The sequence below is a fragment of the Amycolatopsis keratiniphila subsp. keratiniphila genome (assembly GCF_001620365.2).
In the GTDB taxonomy this organism is placed as follows: Bacteria; Actinomycetota; Actinomycetes; order Mycobacteriales; family Pseudonocardiaceae; genus Amycolatopsis; species Amycolatopsis keratiniphila.
The window spans coordinates 315,280-332,851 of record NZ_LQMT02000012.1; the positions used below are offsets into that span (position 1 = coordinate 315,280).

The window sequence follows — 17,572 nt, forward strand, 5'->3', positions numbered from 1 at the left end:
ACCGAGTCCTGTCCTCCTGGTCACGCGTGTCGTCCGTCTGATCACGCGTGTCGTCCGTTCCGGCACGTGAACTCGGGGGTCGTGAGTGGTAAGGGTCGTTCTATTGAGAGGTAAGTCAAACGTGGCGTGGCGTGATGAAGTTGGTGGCGAGAGCATGCTCACCACTGAGACCTGGCGCGCTCTTGACTGTCCACAAGGGACACATCCAGCGGCAAAATGCCCGATTTGGCCACTTTGTGCGGGGGTCGTGAGTGATTTGGGTGGTTCTAACCCTCATTATCACTCACGACCCCGTCCAGAAACGGACATAAAGGTATCAATCGGGTGCCCGATCGACGCGATATGTCCCTTGCGGACACTCACGACCCGGTGCCCTGCGCGCTCTCGAGCGGGGCCACCCCGAAGCCGGCGGAGAACCGCTTGCACCAGATCACGACCGACCGGACCGAGGTGAGATCGGTGCCGGCCGCGACCGGGTAGACGTGATCACCCAGGTTGCCCTTCAGCTTGCCCAGGCTGATGAAGCCGGTACCGAACGCCGACTCCTCGGACGACGCCGGCTTGTCGGAAAGGTAGACGTGGAGATCCGGGCCGTCACTGGTGTCCAGGCCCACGAACTGGACGAGATGACCACCGTCGGGCAGCCGCACCAATTGCGCGCGACCGGAGGACTCGTGTTCCAGCGACCGGAAACCGCCCGCGGCGACGAGTACGGCGGGGGCCGCCTCCCGTGCGGCCGGTCCGGTGGTCGCGGTGACGAGCCGGTCGGAGACCGTGGTCGAGGTGACCGCCCGCCACGGCTGGAACAGGTACAGCCCGGTGGCCAGCACCACGGCGCCGGTCAGCGCGCCGGGAATGAGGAAATACCGCTTCTTCATGGCGAACCCTTTCGAGGTGGCAGGGAAAGGAAAAGGCAGTGCCTGCCAGGACTCGCGGTCGACTGGCAGGCACTGGTTCATCGGGTCGCTTCGACCCGTTGCCGGATATCCGGTTCCAGCGGTTCTTGACCGCTCCACCGGGACCGCCTGCGCACCAGGGTGAGCAGTGGTCCGGTCAACGCCGTGGTGATCAGCGCCATGAGCACCATCAGCGAATACAGCCTGGTGTCGAGCACCCCGAGCTGGAGTCCCACTTGCAGGACGACGATCTCGGTCACGCCGCGGGCGTTCATCAGCGACGCGATGGACGCGGCTTCGCCGGGACGCAGCCCGCAAAGCCGCGCGCCGGCGTACGACCCGCCCGCCTTGCCCACGATCGCGACCAGGAGGATCAGGCTCAGCTCCCCGAGACCGTCGAGGTGCAACCCGGAGATGTCGACGTCGAGCGCGGCCGTGACGAAGAAGATCGGCAGCAGGAACGTCCGGCAGAGCGTGCCGATCTCCTCCACCTGCCTCCGCACCGCGGGTTCTTCCTTGTGCGGCAGGGCCGCGCCGAACAGGAAGGCGCCGAAGACGAAGTGCATGCCCAGCCACTCGGTCGCCGCCGCGGACAGGAACAGCACGGCGAGGATCGAGCCGAAGCCGCCGCGTCCGGTGAACCGCGACAACGCCCGCGCGAGCATCGGCCGTACCGCGAACACCAGGATCAGCACGTAGGGCACCACCAGCAGCATCTGCCACGGTGAACTCCCGCCACCGATCGCGACGATGACCGCCAGCATCACCCACGCCACGACATCGACCATCGCCGCGCACGCCACCGCGAGCCCGCCGACCGTCGAACCGGTGAGCCCTCGATCGGCGACGATCCTGGCCAGCACGGGTAACGCGGTGATCGACATCGCGGTGCCGAGGAAGAGGACGAACATCAACGGTTCGGCCGAATAGTGCGTCTTCGCCAGCCAGACGGCGAGCCCGGCGCCGAGGGCGAAGGGCAACAGGGTCGAACCCAGCGCGATACCCACCGCCGCCCGGCCCTTGTTCCGCAGCTGCCGGGGATTCCATTCGTGGCCGATGGTGAACATGAACAGCACGAGGCCGACCGTCGCGATCGCGTGCAGGGCGTCCTTCACCTCGCCGGGCAACACCACTTCGGCCACGTCGCCGCCGCGCAGCACGGCGGCGAGCACCACGCCCGCGGCGATCTCGCCGACGACCGCGGGCTGGCCGATCCGGCCCATCAGCCGTCCCGCGACCTTGGCCGCGAGCAGGATGACCGCGATGTCGATCAGCATCATGAGACTGGTCATGAGTCACAGCCGGTGTTGTAGGCCAGCATCCCGGCGGCATGGTCGAGCTTGCGTCTCAGATCGCCCGCGTAGGACTGGGCTTGCTGGAGATGCGCGGTCACCGTCGGCCGGTCCGCGAGCAGGAACCGCAACTGCTCGACGTACCGGCTGACCTTGCCCGTCAGCACCGACAGATCGGTCAGGCTGAGAACCAGGTCGCCACAGTCGGGTGTGGGCACCGTCGGCGGTGCCGTCAGGTGGGCAACCCCAAGGCTGACCTGACGGCCGGACGCTCCGTTCATCGGAATCACCTCATGACTTGCGATAAGTGTCGTATCGGAACTGTCGTCCGCCGACGGCGACGACGGCGCCGGGCCGCAGCACGCTGCGCACCCCGCTGGGCAACCGGACCCAGGTACCCGCACCGGGGGCACGCAGGTAGGTACCGTTCACCGAATCGACGTCGGTGACGCCGACTTCCCAGCCGTCGAGGCTGATCCGCGCGTGCACGTCACAGACGGCCGGATCGTGCAGCCTCAGCGCGGTCACCGTCCCGCGGCGAACCTCCTCGGCCTGCTCCGGCGCGCGACCGAGGAGGAACTCCTTGTCCAAGGCGAAGGAGGTGCCGTCGTCGAGCATCAGCACGCCCAGCGACGGCCGTTCGCTGTGGTCGGGCGCTTTACCCGCCTGGGTGAGGCCGATCCCGCAGATCCCGCAGTAGCTCAGGGACGGATCGTTGAAATGGCCCTTCCGGCAGCGCACCCCGGACACTCCCGGCGGCCCGGGGGCCGCTTCCTCCGCCACGGGCGGCTCCTCGGCGGGCGGTTCCGCCACGGCGGGGCCGCCGACCCAGAACGCGTCCGCGCGCACGATCCCGGTGCCGAGCGCGGACCAGGTGTCGGCGTCCGCGCCGGCGTCGCCCAGCACGGCCTGGAAGGAGGAAACCGGGCCCGGGACGACCTTGTCCACCATCGTCACCGCGTCCCGGCCGTCGAGGCGTACCTCGCCCGATTCCGTCCGGATCGTGATGGTGGCCGGACCGTGCACGAGCGCGGCCACCCCACCTTCCACCGAACCGTAGGCACAGAGACCGGGCAGCTTTCCCCCGGAAGCGGCGAGCAGCCGGATCAGCGATTCCCCCAGCCGCCGTCCGGGCTGGTCCTGCTCCGCCGCGGTACTCGCCGCGGCGAGCAGTTCGGCGGTCAGCGCGTCGTCGGCCACGTCGAACAGCAGCACCAAACCGGGGTAGCGGGCCAGGATTCCGTTGCCCGGAGCGAGTTTCATGGCTTGCTCGTTCATCACATCAACCTCCCGCCGCGAAAACGCCACCGGATGAAAGGAACCCGCATCGGGCCGTTCGCGACCAGCCACACCCCGATCCAGACGACCACGAAATGGAGGACGAAAGCGTCCAGGGGCACCGGCGCCGGCAGCCAGGGCAGCACGCCGCTCACGGCGAGAAAACCGACCAGCAGCCCTTCCGGGACCAGCGTGAGCAGACCGAACATCGTCGGCCAGTCCTTCTCCCAGCGCCATTGCATGAGGAGGTGGTAGAGCAGTTCCCAGCCGACCCCGAGCACCGCGACCGCGGCCAGTACGACGAAGGCGGACTGGTAGATCGCGGGACGAGGGGCGTCGACCGGGAGCACGGGCACGAGCAGCGCGGTGAGCACGCCGCCGACCAGTGCCAGCAGGAACAGTCGCGTCTGGATGCGACCGCAGAGCGTGGGTACCACGGGTTTTCTCCTTCCGAGTCAGATTTCGCGGCCGGTCGCCCAGCGCAGCCAGCCTGCGAACGAGGACATCGGGCCCATCCGGCGGCAATGGCCCCGCCGCGCCACGTCGTCGACGACCTCCTGGGCGGCGATCTGCAGCCCGAGGAAGGTGTCCACACCGGGGAACGGCCCACCCAGCGTCGCGGCGCCGGTCGCGTAGAGCTTGCCCATCCCGCTGTCCGCGCCGCGCACCGCGAAGGCCCGGTCGACATCGAGCCTGCCGAGGCCGTTCATCCGTGCCCCGCCGCGCTGCAGGAGATCGCCCAGCACCTGATGTTCGGTCACGTCGGCGTTCAGCCCCGTGCAGTCGATGACGAAGTCCGCGCGGATCGAAAGCCCGCCGTCCGCCACCCGAAGCCGTGCTTCGAGACCGTCGCCGTCCGGTTTCAGGTCCTCGAAGGTGCCGTTGAGCACCCGGTACCACCCCTGAGAACGCGCGAGGCGCATCTGCCGCTGCCATTCCCGCCGCCAAGCCGTCGTGGTCCCCCCGATCTCCCGGTAGACCTCGGAACGGGCGTCGGCGTCGAGCCTTCGCATCTCGGCCTTGAGCTGCCCGCCCCAGACCGACTTCGGGTAGTTGAATCCCTGATAGGCGAAGCCGTCCTGACCGCGGCGGCGGGCCCAAGCGTGCTTACCGTGCTTGCCCGCGACGTAGGTCCGGAGGACGTGCACGATCTGCGTCCGCGTACCGCGTTCGACGCGCTCCCTGATGAGCCGCTCCACGACCCGCGAGGCGACGATCCCACCGCCACGGACGAGGACGGTCCGCGGCTTCAAACGCAAGGCCTGATAGACGTGCTCGTGGTCTTCGTAGGCGTTGACGACATGGTGGAAGTCGTTCATCCGCTCGCGGAACTCCTGCAGTTCCGGGAGGAACTGCAAACCGGTGTAACCGACCGCGAGATGGACGTCCCGGCACCGCACCGCGCGGAACACGGGTTCGGCGGCACGCCGGTCGGCGTGGACCACGAAATACCCGCCACCCACGCGCCGCCGGACCAGTTCGACGTCACCGCGTTCGAGCATGTCCCAGTACCGGATACGACGTGCTTCCCGGTCGATCGACTCGAGAACCGCGCGCAAGCGCGGGGTGTAGAAGTCGGCGAAAACCGGCTCCACCAGAACCTGCATCAGCGGTTTGATCGTCCGTTTGCGGATCGCTTCGGAAACCGCGTAGGACGGGAATCCCCAGATATTGTCCGGCCGCGAGGCCGCGTCCGACCGGATCCTGTTGTCCAGCGCGATCTGGGATGCCGTGGCCAGGTGTTCGTAGGTCTGCCACGGATGGCTCAGATTGGACACCACCTGGATGTCCGAGGTCGGCAGGCCACCCGCGATACGCAGGTAGTCGGCCATGACGAAGGAGCCGATTCCGCCACCGACGGTGACGAAAGGCTTGTCCTGCAAAGGAATGCCCGCATCCGTCACCATGCTGTCGGTCCACTGGTCGCTGGACCGCAGCAGCGGTGGCAGGTCAACGGTTCCCTTCGGTCCTTGAGGGACATCGATTACTTCTGTCACGTCGCTCACCGTCCTGGTCGTTCTTCGTGGAACGCCGGTACTCACCGGCAAAGGCCGCACGTTCACGATCCGGTATCGGGCGTCGCGCCACCGTTGTCCCAACGTGACACCGGGCCGCGTCTTCCGACGCGGCCCGGTGTCAGGAAAGGGACGGATTCCGCCTCAGGCGGCCTCCTGCCAGAGAAGCCTGCCGAGCGCTTCGGGCGGCTCCAGGCCGAGCTCGTCACGAAGGATCAGCCGGTAGTCACGGTAATGACTCATCGCGTCATGACGGTTGCCTTGCGCGAGGTAGACCCGGATGAGCGCTTCGTGTGCGCTGTCGCGCAACGAATCGGCCTGGATGACGGCCAGTGCCGCCTGGATGGCGGCCCCGTGCATTTCCCGGCAGACGAGCAGAGCGGAGAGCCGCTCCAGCGCGTCCAGCCGCAGCCGGCGGTAGCTGAGCTGATGATCGGCGAGCCACTCGTCGTCCCAGCCTGCCAGCATGTCCTCGGCGAAATTCGTCCATTGCAGCCGGTCGAGAAGCGCCGATTCCTCGCCTGGAGGAGTGTTGAGCAATGAGATCGCCATCGCACGCGTGCTTTCGACGTCCACCCGCAGAGTCGGTGACAGCCGCAGATCGGTTTTCGTCGACAGCACCAAATCCGGCCAGGCTCGCTGGAGCCGGTACAGGGTGGTACGCAGATTCGCGTGTGCGCGTGCGGTGGGGCTGTCCGGCCAGAGCGCGTGCGCGATCGTGGTCCGGGCGGCCTGCCTGCCAAGGCAGACCAGCACGGCCAGCAGCCGCTGCGCGCTGGGCCCCACCGTCACTCGCTCACCGTGCACCACGAGCCGGAAGTCGCCGAGAAGGTTGAGTTCGCATTGCGCCGTCATCGCGGGCTTGGCCACGGTGAAGGGAACCACCCTCGCGGTTTTCAGGTCGGTGCCCCGCGTTGAATCGCGAAGCCAGGTCGGATCGGTCAAGACGCGGACAGGTACTCGATCGGGATTGGTCAACATTTCTGAACCCCCAACAGGCAAGTTGGCTGCCGATTCGGTGAACGTGCACCACTGACTGTGTCGATGGACTCGGCTCCCCACGGGTCCCGCGCATCACACCTCGCCGGTCACACCCCGGCGGGGGTCTTCGACATCTTCGCCTCGGCGATGCCGCCGATCACCGTGGCCGTCGCCGCGATCGCGACGCAGGCGAGCAGCGCGGCCCGGATGCCCACCGGCTCGAGCAGCGCGGCCACGGCGAGTCCGGCGACACCGAAGCCGACGCCGCCCGCCGCGTACAGGCCGGAGAACCCGGTCGCCCAGACCCGTTCCGGCAGCAGCGCCTGCATCCCGGCCGCCCGTGCGGTGAGCGCGGGCGTGCCGGCCAGACCGGAGACGATCATGAGGCCGATGATCAGCGCGGCCGTCGGCGACACCACCGCCGCCGCGACGATCGCGGTCACGGTGAGCACCAGCACGAAGCTCTGGGTGCGGTACGCGCCCGGCCATTTGCGGCTGCCGTAGACGATGCCGCCGACGAGACCGGCTCCGGCGAACACCGCGAGTACCGGACCGGCGATCCCGGCGTGGGTGCCGACGTGTTCGAGCAGCGAAGGCAGCCCGGTGTAGGCGGCACCGACACAGAGCATCACGGCACCCTCCTGCAGCAAGGCGGGCCAGCTGAGCCGCCAGACCCGGACGTCGGCGGGTTTGGCCTCGTTCCCGGACTTCGCCACCGGGCCGGGATCCTGCAACAGGCCGGCACCGAGCACGCCGACCAGCGCGATCGCCGCGATCACCACGATCGGCCACACCTGGCCAGCCACCAGCGCGACCAGGCCGACCACGGCCGGGCCGATCGCCCACAGCAGCGTCGTCAACGTCGCTTCCAGGCTGAGCGCGGCGTGGTGCGCGACCGGATCGACCTTGCGCACCAGCAAGGCCCGCAGCCCGCCGTGCGCGCCGGACGCGACGCCACCGGCGATCGCGGCGAGCACGATCATGACCGCGGCGGGCAGGAGCCCGGGGTTGGCCAGTGCCGGGATCCCGAGCACGAGCAGCGCCGCGGCCTGGACGCCGAGCACCAGGCGTACTTCGGGGCCCGCCGGGCGGCGGTCGAAGCGCCTTCCCATGACCCCCGCGGCCACGGCCTCCGCGAACGCGAACGCACCGGCCATCAAGGCGCCGACGGCATACGAACCGCTCGCCAGATGCCCGAGATAGACCAGTGCGAGCGGTGACATCGCGATCGGCAGCCGCTGGCACAGCACGACGAAGAGCCAACCGCGCATGCCGGGAGTCTTCGCCACCTTCAGATACGCGCGGAAACCACCGTCTTCGGTGGCTTCGCGGGCGGGTGCTTCTTCTGCGGTCGTCATCGAGCTCCCCTTTCGATTCCGCCTCGAGGGCGGCGCAACTTCGAGCTTGCGAAGTTTCAGAGGGGGCGAGACCGCTATCCGTTACAAGCGCTTTCGGGGTAATTATCCAACACGTTCGGCTATACGCCGGTCACTTCGGGTGACAGGTAGCGTTCCAGTGCCGCACGGACGCGACTGCGTGCCCGGTGCAGGATCACCCGCTGGTGGCCCGCGTCCACGCCCAGCAGTTCGCAGACCTCGTCGCTGGTCCAGCCTTCGACGTCGCGCAGGGTGATGACGACCCGCTGGTTGTCGGACAGGGCCGCGATGGCGCGGGCGACGACGTCCTGCAGTTCGCCGGCGAGCAGCGTGTGCTCGGGTATGGTCGACCAGTCGTGCAGCGGGCTGGCCCAATGGCCGGCGTACGGCCCGGACCGCAGGAATCGTTCCGGCTCCACGGCCGGGGTGTCGTCGCCGTCGGCGACGCTCGAGAACGGCAGGGACCGGTTCTCCGCGGCGGACCTCCGGCGCGCGGTGTTGATCAGGATCCGGCAGATCCAGGTGCGCAAGGTTGACCTGCCCTCGAAGCCGTCGAGCGCGCGGAGTACCGCGATCCACGTCTCCTGCACGGCTTCTTCCGCGACCTCCCGCGAGGGGGAGTACACGAGGGCGAGCCGGAGCAAAGTGGGGTGGTAGGCGTTCACGAGTTCCAGGAAGGCAATGTCGTCGCCACGTCGCAGCGCCTCGAGATCCACTTCGATCACTGATTGTCTCGTTCGGCAAGCCACTTCCGGTAAATGTCGACTAGACCAGCCTCAGCCTCCTTGCTCAGTCCCTCGCTCGGCAGGCTGCCCGAAACCCGGATCGACGCCTTGATCTGAGCAAGATAGTTTTCGCAGCTCTCGCAGACCATCAGGTGATTGTTCAACCGCGCCATGTCGTCCGGGCCGAGTGCCTCTTCGAGGTAATCGGTGATCCGTTCGACCAGTTCCGCGCATGACATCTCGTCCACGCCGACAGTCTGGCAGATCGCCCGTCCCGGTGAGTGCGGTCGGCCACGCGGCCGCCCGGGGACGAGGGGTGGGAGCCCGTGCCGATCGCGGGTGAGCGAATTGATCATTTCGCTGTGAAGTCCCATCATCCCCCCATACGGATGCCTGCCCCGAGCGGTGCTCTCAGCGAAAGCATGGGAAGCCGCCCGGAACGTTGCCCCCTCACCCTGCACGGAACACTACTAGAGAGTTCGCGTGCCTCCAAGCCTGACGGCAAAAGTGCCGCCGCGCCGCTTTAACACGGGATTGCGCCGCACTTCAACGGCCGACCGGGGCAATTTGACCGAAAGAATTAACCGATGTCGAATCACCGGCGAATGCACGAGCATCGTGCGATACCGCCCGGTCGCACCTTCGTTGCCGCTGATTCACCATTCCGCGGAACATGGTTCCGGGAATCATTCCGGAGAATCCGGAAGGCGTCACGGCGACCGCTTCGGCCGTCGTTTCGCCGCCTGCCTGGAAACGCGAGAGATCGATTCCGAAAGAAAGGCCCCTTCCTCGCGCTCGGCGCGAGAAAGGGGCCTTCGGGTACGGAGGGGCTACTTCTTGTACAGGGCCTCGATGTCGGTCGCGTAGTTCTTGTTCACGATGTTGCGCTTCAGCTTCAGGCTCGGCGTGATCTCCCCGCCCGCCTCGGTGAAGTCCTTCGAGAGGATCGTGAACTTCTTGATCGCCTCGGCCTGCGACACCGCGCTGTTGGCCTGGTCCACGGCCGTCTGGATCTCGGCGCGCAGTTCGGCGTCGTCGGCCAGATCGGACACCGACGCGTCGGAAGGCTTGCCGTGCTGCGACTTCCACGACGGGAAGTACTCCTCGTCGATGGTGATCAGCGCGCCGATGAACGGCCGCTGGTCGCCGACGACCATCGCCTGGCTGACCAGCGGGCTGGCCTTGATGGTGTCCTCGAGCCCGGACGGGGCGACGTTCTTGCCGCCCGCGGTGACGATGATCTCCTTCTTGCGCCCGGTGATCTTCAAGAACCCGTCGTCGTCCAGTTCGCCGAGGTCGCCGGTGTGGAACCAGCCGTCCTCCAGCGCTTCGGCGGTCGCTTCGGCGTTGTTGAAGTAGCCGCCGAACACGACGTCGCCCTTCAGCAGGATCTCGCCGTCTTCGGCGATCCGGACCGAAGTGCCGGCGACCGGGCGGCCCACGGTGCCGACGCGGAACCCGGTCTGGGTGCCGACGCAGGCCGCCGCGGAGGTCTCGGTGAGGCCGTAACCCTCGAACACCGGGACGCCGATGCCGCGGAAGAAATGCGCCAGCCGCACGCCGAGCGGGGCACCGCCGGACACCGCGGCGACGCACCGGCCGCCGAGGGCCGCGCGGAGCTTGCTGAACACCAGCTTGTCGAACAGCGCGTGCTTGACCTTCAGGCCCAGCCCGGCGCCGCCGGTGTCCTGTGCCTGGCTGTACGCGACCGCGGTGGCTTCGGCGGCGTCGAAGATCTTGCCCTTGCCGTCACCGTGCGCCTTCTGCTTCGCGCCGTTGTAGACCTTCTCGAACACACGCGGCACGGCGACGACGAAGGTCGGCCGGAAGGTGCCGAGGTCGGCGACGAGGTTCTTGACGTCCGACGTGTGCCCGAGGGTCACCCGCGCGCTGAGCGCGGTCACCGCGATGGCGCGGGCGAGGACGTGCGCGAGCGGCAGGAACACCAGCAGCGAGTTGCCCTGCTCCATCAGCTGCGGGAACGCGGCGATGTCGGCGCGGATCTCGGCGAGGAGGTTCCGGTGGGTCAGCTCGACCCCCTTGGGGCGGCCGGTCGTGCCCGAGGTGTACACGATCGTGGCCAGGTCGCCGGCCTTCACCGTGCGGCGGCGCTCGTGCAGGTCGTCGTCACCGAGGTCTGCACCCTGCTCGGTGAGCTGGTCGACGGCGCCCGCCTCGATCTGCCAGGTGTGCTCCAGCGCGTCGAGACGGCCCTTGACGGTCTCCAGCGTCGCGACGTGGTCGTCGGTTTCGACGAAGACGGCCTTCGCGGCCGAATCCGAAAGGATCCAATGGACCTGCTCGGCCGACGAGGTGTCGTAGATCGGGACGGTGACCGCGCCGGCGGCCCAGATCGCGAAGTCGATCAGGGTCCATTCGTAGCGGGTCTTCGACATGAGCCCGACCCGGTCGCCCGGAGCGATGCCCGCCTGTGCCATTCCCTTGGCCACGGCCAGAACCTGGGCGGCGAAGTCTTTGGCGGTGACGTCCAACCAGGTACCGTCGACCTGACGGCGGAAACTCACCACATCGGAGAACCGCTCGGCGTTCGCCCAGACGACGTCGGCGAGATTTTCGTCGTCGGTCACCGGAGTGGCGGCGGGGGCGCTGTATTCGCGCACGAGGAACCTCCGTGTTCGCGTGCAAGTGGTGTGACCGGTGTTACCCGCCAGTCAACTTAGCGTGCCGTGCACCTTAAGACCATGCTGACGAATCGGCCATACCCAGGGCATGACATTCTGCCGCTGTGAACCAGGCGCCGCCAGCTCTCGACATCGTCGACGAGACCTTCCTCGTGGTCCCGCCCTCCACCGTGGCCGCCGCTTTCGCGGATCCGCGATCTTGGTCACGTTATTGGCCGGACCTCGTCCTGGAGGTCTACACCGACCGCGGGGACCAGGGATTGCGCTGGACCGTGCGCGGTGCCTTGATCGGTACGATGGAGGTCTGGCTCGAGCCGGTGCTCGACGGCACCTTGCTGCACTACTTCCTGCGCGCCACCCCCGCCGGTCCCGACGGGGAGCCGATAGGCCTGGCACCACGGGAATTGCGCCGCGAGTTCGACCGCCGTGCCCGTGCCGCCAAGGCGATCGCGCTCGGGCTCAAAGAGGTCCTGGAGGACGGGCGGGAGCCCGGGGTCGGCCCCCGGGCCCAGTAGGCACGGGGAGCACAGGGGAGAGCATGCGGGTTCACGTGGTGTCGGACGTGCACGGCAACGCCGACGCGCTCAAACGCGCGGGTGACGGCGCCGACGCGGTGATCGTCCTCGGCGACCTGCTGGACTTCGTCGACTACCGCGAGCACGACAAGGGCATCATGGGCGCGCTGTTCGGCGCCGAGAAGGTCGGCGAGTTCGCGCGCCTGCGGCGTGAGGGCACTCGTGATGAGACCGTTGCCTTCTCGCGATCGTTGTGGGCCACTTTGGCCGATCCGGCCGCCGCCGTCGGCGAGGCGATCCACGACCAGTACGGCGTCCTGTTCGGCGCGTTGACCGCGCCGACGTTCGCGACCCCCGGCAACGTCGACGACCCCTCGCTGTGGCCGGAGTTCGCCGGCGACGGCATCACCGTCCTCGACGGAGAGGTCGCCGAGTTCGGCGGCCTGCGGCTGGGGTTCATCGGCGGCGCGCTGCTCCCGCCGAACGTGGTCCCGCGCCGCAACGGCTTCTGGCGGCCGTACCTGCGCACCCGCGAGGAGTACGACGCCGCGGTCGCCGGGCTGGAGAACGTCGACGTCCTGTGCACCCACATCCCGCCCGCCGTCCCGGAACTGACCTACGACGTGATCGCGCGGCGGTCCGAGATCGGCTCGGCGGCACTGGTGGACCTCATCCGCGAGCAGCGGCCGCGCTGGTCGGTCTTCGGGCACGTCCACCAGCCGCTGACCCCGAGGACGAGGGTCGGCAGGACCGAATGCCGTAACGTCGGTCACTTCAAAGAGACCGGACAGCCGTACGTGCTGCGCTGGTGACCCTCGGCTCCGGCTAGGCTGCGTTCATGGCCGAGCAGTCCACGCAATCCATCGAGGTCGACGCCGAGCCCGAGCGGGTCATGGCCGTCATCGCCGACTTCCCCGCGTACCCGGAATGGGCCAAGGCCGTCCGGGAGACCGAGGTGCTCGGCGAGGACGCCGACGGCCGCGCCAAGCAGGTGAAACTCACCCTCGACGCCGGACCCATCAAGGACGTCTACACCCTCGAGTACGACTGGGACACCGACGGCCACGGAGTCAGCTGGCACCTGGTCAAGGGCCAGATGCAGAAGGCCCAGAACGGCCGTTACGCCCTCGAAGCGCTGGGCGCCGGGCGTACCAAGGTCACGTATACGCTGTCCGTCGAGCTGGCGCTGCCGATGATCGGGCTGCTGCGCCGCAAGGCCGAGAAGATGGTCATGGACACCGCGCTCAAGGAGCTCAAGAAGCGCGCTGAAGCATCCTGAGTCGAAGGGTAGGCATGCGGATCCTGCTGTTCACCGGCAAGGGGGGTGTCGGCAAGACCACGCTGGCCGCGGCGACGGCGGCGGCACTGGCCGGGCGGGGCAGGAAGACGCTCGTGGTCTCGACCGACCCGGCGCATTCCCTCGGTGACGCCTTCGGTCGCCCGCTCGGCGGTGAACCGTCCGAAGTGGACACGCTGCTGCACGCCGCCCAGATCGACACCCGCGGCCTCGTGGACAGCACCTGGCGCGAACTCCGGCGGGAACTCCAGACCGCGCTCGCGGGAGTGGGCCTCGACTCGCTCGACGCCGAGGAACTCACCGTGGTACCCGGCGTCGACGAACTCCTCGCCCTCACCGAAGTGCAGCGCCTCGCCGAGCACGGTCCCTGGGAGACCGTCGTCGTCGACTGTGGACCGACCGCGGAAACGCTGCGGCTGCTGGCCTTGCCCGAAGCCGTCTCCGGCTACCTGTCGAGGATGTTCAAACCGGGCGCGCGGCGGACGGCGGCCGCGGTGCGGCGGCTCGGCGCGCATCTGGAGTCGCTGCGCACGCTGCTGACCGACCCGGCCACCACCACCGTGCGGCTCGTGCTGACCCCGGAGCGCGTCGTCGTCGCCGAGGCCCGACGCACGCTCAGTTCCCTTGCCCTGCGCGGAATCTCGGTCGACGGCCTGATCGTCAACCGGCTCATGCCCGCGCCCGGGTTCTGGCGCGGCGCCGCGGCCACGTGGATGCGGACCCGGCGCACCCAGCAGAACGCCGTCCTCGCCGATCTCGCCGACGCGGGTTTCGGGCCGGGGCAGGTGAAACCCGTCGAGCATCGGGCCGTCGAGCCGGTGGGGCTCGAAGCACTGCAGGAAATCGCGTACGAGCTCTATCAAGGGCTGGATCCCTTGGCCGGGAACGAAAAAGGTGTGACCCCACTGCTGCAGGTGTCCGAATCGGACGGCGGCTACGAGCTGCGTATCGCGGTGCCTCTGCACCTCGATTCCGAAGTGGACCTGGCCAGAGTGGACGATGATCTCGCCGTCACCGTGGACGGTTTCCGGCGGCTGATCGCGCTGCCGGAGATGTTGCGCCCGTGCCGGATCACCGGTGCGGAATCCGACGCGCACGGCCTGGTCGTGAGCCTGGCCGGGAACCGGGGACCCGGGTGAGCGAGAACAACGAGTACACCGGATCGAAGCCGCTCGAACTGGCCGAGGAGATCCGGCTCCTGGTCGAATTGGTCGTCGAGCACGCCGCGCCGTGGCTGGAGGGCCTGATCTCCGCCGGGCACGGCTGCACCGACCACGACGCCGACGGGTGGTGCCCGCTCTGCGCGATCGTCGGGATCTTCCGCGGGGAACGGCCCGAGTTCGTGGCCCGCCTGATGGAGCAGGCCGCGCAGCTCGTCGCGTTGCTGCGGGCGGTGCTCGCCGATCGGTGGGAACCCGAGGCGGGCGTGCACATGCCGGGGTTCCAGCCTGCGCGGAAGGAGCCCGCGGCCGAAGATGTGCCGATGGGAGCTTCGCGGGTCCAGCACATCACGGTGACCAGGCGCGACGCTTGGCAGCCGGACCGGGAGAACTGAGTTGCTGACGGTAGGGGTGGACGTCGGGGGCACGAGTGTGCGCGCCGGCGTGGTGGACGAGCACGGCTCGCTGATGGACACCGCCAGGGTCGGGACGCCCAGCGGGGAGGACGCGCTCGAAGACGCCATCGCCGGCGTCGTCGAAGACCTGCGCAACCGGCACGACGTGTCCGGCGTCGGGCTCGCGGTCGCCGGGTTCGTCGCGAAGGACCGGCGGACGGTGATGTTCGCGCCGCATCTGTCCTGGCGTGCCGCGCCGGTCGCCGAACGCATCGAAAAGCGGGTCGGCCTGCCGGTGACCCTGGAGCACGACGTGAACGCCGCCGCGGTCGGCGAATACCGCTTCGGGGCCGCCCGCGGCGCTCATGTCGCCGCGCTGATCGCCCTCGGCACCGGGATCGGCGCGGGACTGCTGCTCGACGGCAAGATCTACCGGGGCGCGTACGGTGTCGCGCCGGAACTCGGGCATCTGACCGTCGTCCCCGGCGGCAGGCCCTGCCCGTGCGGGAAGTACGGCTGCTGGGAGCGGTACTGCAGCGGGACGGCGCTGGCGGCGACGGCGGTGGAACTGCTCGCCCGGCATCCCGGCCGCTCGACCGTGCTGGCACGCGAGACCAGGGGAGACCCGGGCTCGGTCACCGGCCGCCGCGTCGCCGGGGCCGCCCGCGACGGCGACCCGATCGCCCAGCGCGCGATGACCGAGCTGGCGAAGTGGCTCGCCGAGGGGCTCGCGCTGGTCGCCGACGTCTTCGATCCCGAGCTCATCGTGATCGGCGGCGGCGTGTCCGAATCGGCTCCGCTGTTCCTCGACGAGGCCCGCGAGCACTACGCGGACAAGATCACCGGCGCCGGGCACCGTCCGCTGGCTCGCATCCGGGCCGCGCACCACGGCGACGATTCGGCGATCGTCGGCGCCGCCGCCCTCGCCGCCGACGCGGCGAAGGCTCCCGGTGCCGAGATCGGTGTGACACGCTGAAGCGGTGACCCGGCAGGACGGCAACGGCTTCGTGAAGTGCGACTTCGGGCATCTTCACTGGGGTTTGAACGGCGCGGCCGGGTTGCTGCTGTCCGATCCCGCACGCGGGGTCCTGCTGCAGCGGCGGGCCTGGTGGGTCCACCATGGACGCACCTGGGCGCTGCCCGGTGGCGCCGTCGAGGCGGGGGAGAGCCCGCGTGAGGCGGCCACCCGTGAGGCGCACGAGGAGGCCGACATCCCGCCCGCCCGGGTCCGGCCGCTGGCCGCTTCGCACGTCGACCACGGGAACTGGCGCTACACCACGGTCCTCGCCGCGCCGATCGGCCCGCTTTCGGCCAGGGTGAAGAGTGCGGAGAGCGCGGAACTGCGATGGGTACGCGCGGGCGAGGTCGCGGACTTCCGGTTGCATCGCGACTTCGCGGCGGCGTGGCCGGGATTGAGGGAACACTTGGATCGCGGGCTGGTACTGGTGGTCGACGGCGCGAACGTCGTCGGATCGCGGCCGGACGGCTGGTGGCGGGACCGGCGCGGCGCCGCGGAACGGTTGCGGGACAAGCTCGTGGGCCTGTCCGAGACCGGGCTCGCCGATCCGGCCCTGCCCGGGGGCGGCGGATGGTCGTGGTGGCCGAAGGTCGTCCTGGTCGTCGAGGGCAAGGCGCGGGGAGTCGAGCCGGTGCCCGAAGTCGAGGTCGTCGAGGCGGAGGGCGAGGGTGACGACACGATCGTCGCCGTCGCACGGGAGGCCAGGGAGGCCGGTCCGGACGACCACGTCGTCGTGGTGACCGCCGATCGCGGCTTGCGGTCCCGCGTCGAGGCCCTTGGTGCTTCGACCTTCGGCCCCGGCACTCTCCTGGGGCACCTTGATTAAGGCCGCGCGATCTTCCCGTCCCGCATCTCCGCGATGAGCGAAGCGACGACGGCGCGCAGGCTGCCGTTGTACTGCTTCGCCACCGCGCGCTGACGCAGGTAGCTGGGCCCGTAGGCCAGGATGGTCTCCACCGACCGCAGCTCGTCGGCGCAGTCCAGGCGCCGGGCCACCGGTTCCAGCCGGTTCAGCAGGTCGTAGGTGTCGTCGGTGACGAGCCGCTCGTTGCCCGCCGCGTCGAGGATGACGATCGCGTCGACGCCGTACCGCGCCGCGCGCCACTTGTTCTCCTGGACGTGCCACGGCGGCAGCGTCGGCAGGATCTCGCCGTCGTCGAGGCGGGCGCTGAAGTCGTCGACCAGGCATTGCGTCAGCGCGGAGATCGCGCCGACCTCCTCCAGCGTCGGCAGCCCGTCGCACACCCGCATCTCGACCGTCCCGAAATGCGGGGCGGGCCGGATGTCCCAGCGGATCTCGGAGAAATGGTCGATCACGCCCGTGGTGAACATGTCGTCGACGTAGCTCTCCAGCTCGGTCCACTTCCGGAACTGGAACGGCAGCCCGGCCGTCGGCAGCTGCTGGAACATCAGCGCGCGGTTCGACGCGTACCCGGTGTCCTCCGCGCCCCAGTACGGCGAAGACGCCGAAAGCGCTTGCAGATGCGGCGCGTACTTGAGCAGGGCGTCGAGGATGGGCAGGGCCTTGTCGCGGTGGTCGACGCCGACGTGCACGTGGACGCCGTAGATCAGCATCTGCCGTCCCCACCACTGGGTCCGGTCGATGAGCTTGGCGTAGCGCTCCTTGTCCGTGACCTTCTGCTGGTACCAGGTCGAGAACGGATGCGACCCGGCGGAGAACAGCTCGACGCCCAGCGGGTCCAGCACCGAATGCACCACGTCCAGCGAGGTGTTCAGATCGGCCTTCACCTCGGCGATCGTGTCGCAGATCCCGCTGATCACCTCGATGGTGTTGAGCAGCAGTTCCTGTTTGATCTTCGGATGCTCCTCCTCGCCGTCGGGCCGGACGGCGTCGAGCACCTGTTCCGCGACCGACGAGAGCTCGCCGGTCCGCCGGTCGACGAGGGCGAGTTCCCATTCCGCGCCGACCGTCGACCGGCGCGAGGGAGTGAAGTCGATCTTCATCTTCCGAATTGTCCGGC

Annotated in this window: 19 protein-coding genes; 7 read left to right on the forward strand and 12 right to left on the reverse strand. The window is 68.8% G+C overall.

Translation table 11 applies throughout. The annotated features are described in order from the left end of the window. Positions 1 to 359 precede the first annotated feature (359 nt). From AVR91_RS13150 to AVR91_RS13200, 11 genes are all read right to left on the reverse strand, one after another. Positions 360 to 878 carry a DM13 domain-containing protein gene (locus AVR91_RS13150; RefSeq protein ID WP_063275063.1) on the reverse strand — a complete coding sequence of 173 codons (519 nt, stop codon included), beginning with the start codon at positions 876 to 878 and terminating at the stop codon, positions 360 to 362. 77 nt (positions 879 to 955) lie between these two features. Beyond that, entirely contained in the window at positions 956 to 2,188 is a 1,233-nt protein-coding gene (locus tag AVR91_RS13155) for a cation:proton antiporter (protein WP_063275064.1), read from the reverse strand. Then, complete coding sequence (locus AVR91_RS13160) at positions 2,185 to 2,469, reverse strand: hypothetical protein (protein WP_143253991.1); 285 nt, start codon at positions 2,467 to 2,469, stop codon at positions 2,185 to 2,187. Before AVR91_RS13160 ends, AVR91_RS13155 begins: the two co-directional genes overlap by 4 nt. Positions 2,470 to 2,479: 10 nt before the next feature. After that, positions 2,480 to 3,466, reverse strand: coding sequence for an FHA domain-containing protein (locus tag AVR91_RS13165; protein WP_063275066.1), 987 nt, complete (start codon positions 3,464 to 3,466; stop codon positions 2,480 to 2,482). Continuing rightward, entirely contained in the window at positions 3,466 to 3,903 is a 438-nt protein-coding gene (locus AVR91_RS13170; RefSeq protein WP_063275067.1) for a hypothetical protein, read from the reverse strand. Before AVR91_RS13170 ends, AVR91_RS13165 begins: the two co-directional genes overlap by 1 nt. Before the next feature lie 18 nt (positions 3,904 to 3,921). Next, complete coding sequence (locus tag AVR91_RS13175) at positions 3,922 to 5,463, reverse strand: FAD/NAD(P)-binding protein (RefSeq protein WP_228708336.1); 1,542 nt, start codon at positions 5,461 to 5,463, stop codon at positions 3,922 to 3,924. 162 nt (positions 5,464 to 5,625) lie between these two features. Further along, on the reverse strand, positions 5,626 to 6,351 hold the full coding sequence (locus tag AVR91_RS13180) for an AfsR/SARP family transcriptional regulator (RefSeq protein WP_158077404.1): 726 nt from the start codon (positions 6,349 to 6,351) through the stop codon (positions 5,626 to 5,628). Between the two features lie 218 nt (positions 6,352 to 6,569). Beyond that, complete coding sequence (locus AVR91_RS13185; protein ID WP_063275070.1) at positions 6,570 to 7,820, reverse strand: MFS transporter; 1,251 nt, start codon at positions 7,818 to 7,820, stop codon at positions 6,570 to 6,572. A gap of 119 nt (positions 7,821 to 7,939) precedes the next feature. After that, positions 7,940 to 8,563: an RNA polymerase sigma factor gene (locus AVR91_RS13190; RefSeq protein ID WP_143253992.1), complete on the reverse strand. Its 624-nt coding sequence runs from the start codon at positions 8,561 to 8,563 to the stop codon at positions 7,940 to 7,942. Then, the gene (locus AVR91_RS42425) at positions 8,560 to 8,802 is read right to left on the reverse strand and encodes an anti-sigma factor family protein (protein ID WP_063823169.1); all 243 of its coding nucleotides are present in this window, start codon (positions 8,800 to 8,802) and stop codon (positions 8,560 to 8,562) included. The genes AVR91_RS13190 and AVR91_RS42425 overlap by 4 nt, the downstream gene beginning before the upstream one ends. Positions 8,803 to 9,393: 591 nt before the next feature. Continuing rightward, positions 9,394 to 11,184 carry an AMP-dependent synthetase/ligase gene (locus AVR91_RS13200; protein WP_063275073.1) on the reverse strand — a complete coding sequence of 597 codons (1,791 nt, stop codon included), beginning with the start codon at positions 11,182 to 11,184 and terminating at the stop codon, positions 9,394 to 9,396. 125 nt (positions 11,185 to 11,309) lie between these two features. Here AVR91_RS13200 and AVR91_RS13205 point away from each other — a divergent pair, with 125 nt between their 5' ends. The 7 genes from AVR91_RS13205 to AVR91_RS13235 are packed head-to-tail and all read left to right on the forward strand — an operon-like array spanning position 11,310 to position 16,416. Next, positions 11,310 to 11,720, forward strand: coding sequence for a hypothetical protein (locus tag AVR91_RS13205; protein ID WP_038516189.1), 411 nt, complete (start codon positions 11,310 to 11,312; stop codon positions 11,718 to 11,720). Positions 11,721 to 11,743: 23 nt separating this feature from the next. Next, positions 11,744 to 12,532, forward strand: coding sequence for a metallophosphoesterase family protein (locus AVR91_RS13210; RefSeq protein WP_063275074.1), 789 nt, complete (start codon positions 11,744 to 11,746; stop codon positions 12,530 to 12,532). A gap of 26 nt (positions 12,533 to 12,558) precedes the next feature. Further along, positions 12,559 to 12,999, forward strand: coding sequence for an SRPBCC family protein (locus tag AVR91_RS13215; RefSeq protein WP_063275075.1), 441 nt, complete (start codon positions 12,559 to 12,561; stop codon positions 12,997 to 12,999). A 14-nt stretch (positions 13,000 to 13,013) separates the two neighbouring features. After that, positions 13,014 to 14,156 carry an ArsA family ATPase gene (locus AVR91_RS13220; protein ID WP_063275076.1) on the forward strand — a complete coding sequence of 381 codons (1,143 nt, stop codon included), beginning with the start codon at positions 13,014 to 13,016 and terminating at the stop codon, positions 14,154 to 14,156. Further along, positions 14,153 to 14,572, forward strand: coding sequence for a hypothetical protein (locus AVR91_RS13225; protein WP_063275077.1), 420 nt, complete (start codon positions 14,153 to 14,155; stop codon positions 14,570 to 14,572). Before AVR91_RS13220 ends, AVR91_RS13225 begins: the two co-directional genes overlap by 4 nt. A gap of 16 nt (positions 14,573 to 14,588) precedes the next feature. After that, on the forward strand, positions 14,589 to 15,548 hold the full coding sequence (locus tag AVR91_RS13230; RefSeq protein WP_016332789.1) for an ROK family protein: 960 nt from the start codon (positions 14,589 to 14,591) through the stop codon (positions 15,546 to 15,548). A 4-nt stretch (positions 15,549 to 15,552) separates the two neighbouring features. Then, positions 15,553 to 16,416, forward strand: a complete 864-nt coding sequence (locus AVR91_RS13235; RefSeq protein WP_063275078.1) for an NUDIX domain-containing protein — start codon at positions 15,553 to 15,555, stop codon at positions 16,414 to 16,416. Here the strand turns inward: AVR91_RS13235 and AVR91_RS13240 are convergent. Beyond that, a complete protein-coding gene (locus AVR91_RS13240) occupies positions 16,413 to 17,555 on the reverse strand; it encodes a glutamate--cysteine ligase (protein WP_063275079.1) in 1,143 nt (380 codons plus the stop codon). The genes AVR91_RS13235 and AVR91_RS13240 overlap by 4 nt on opposite strands. Between the last annotated feature and the right edge of the window lie 17 nt (positions 17,556 to 17,572).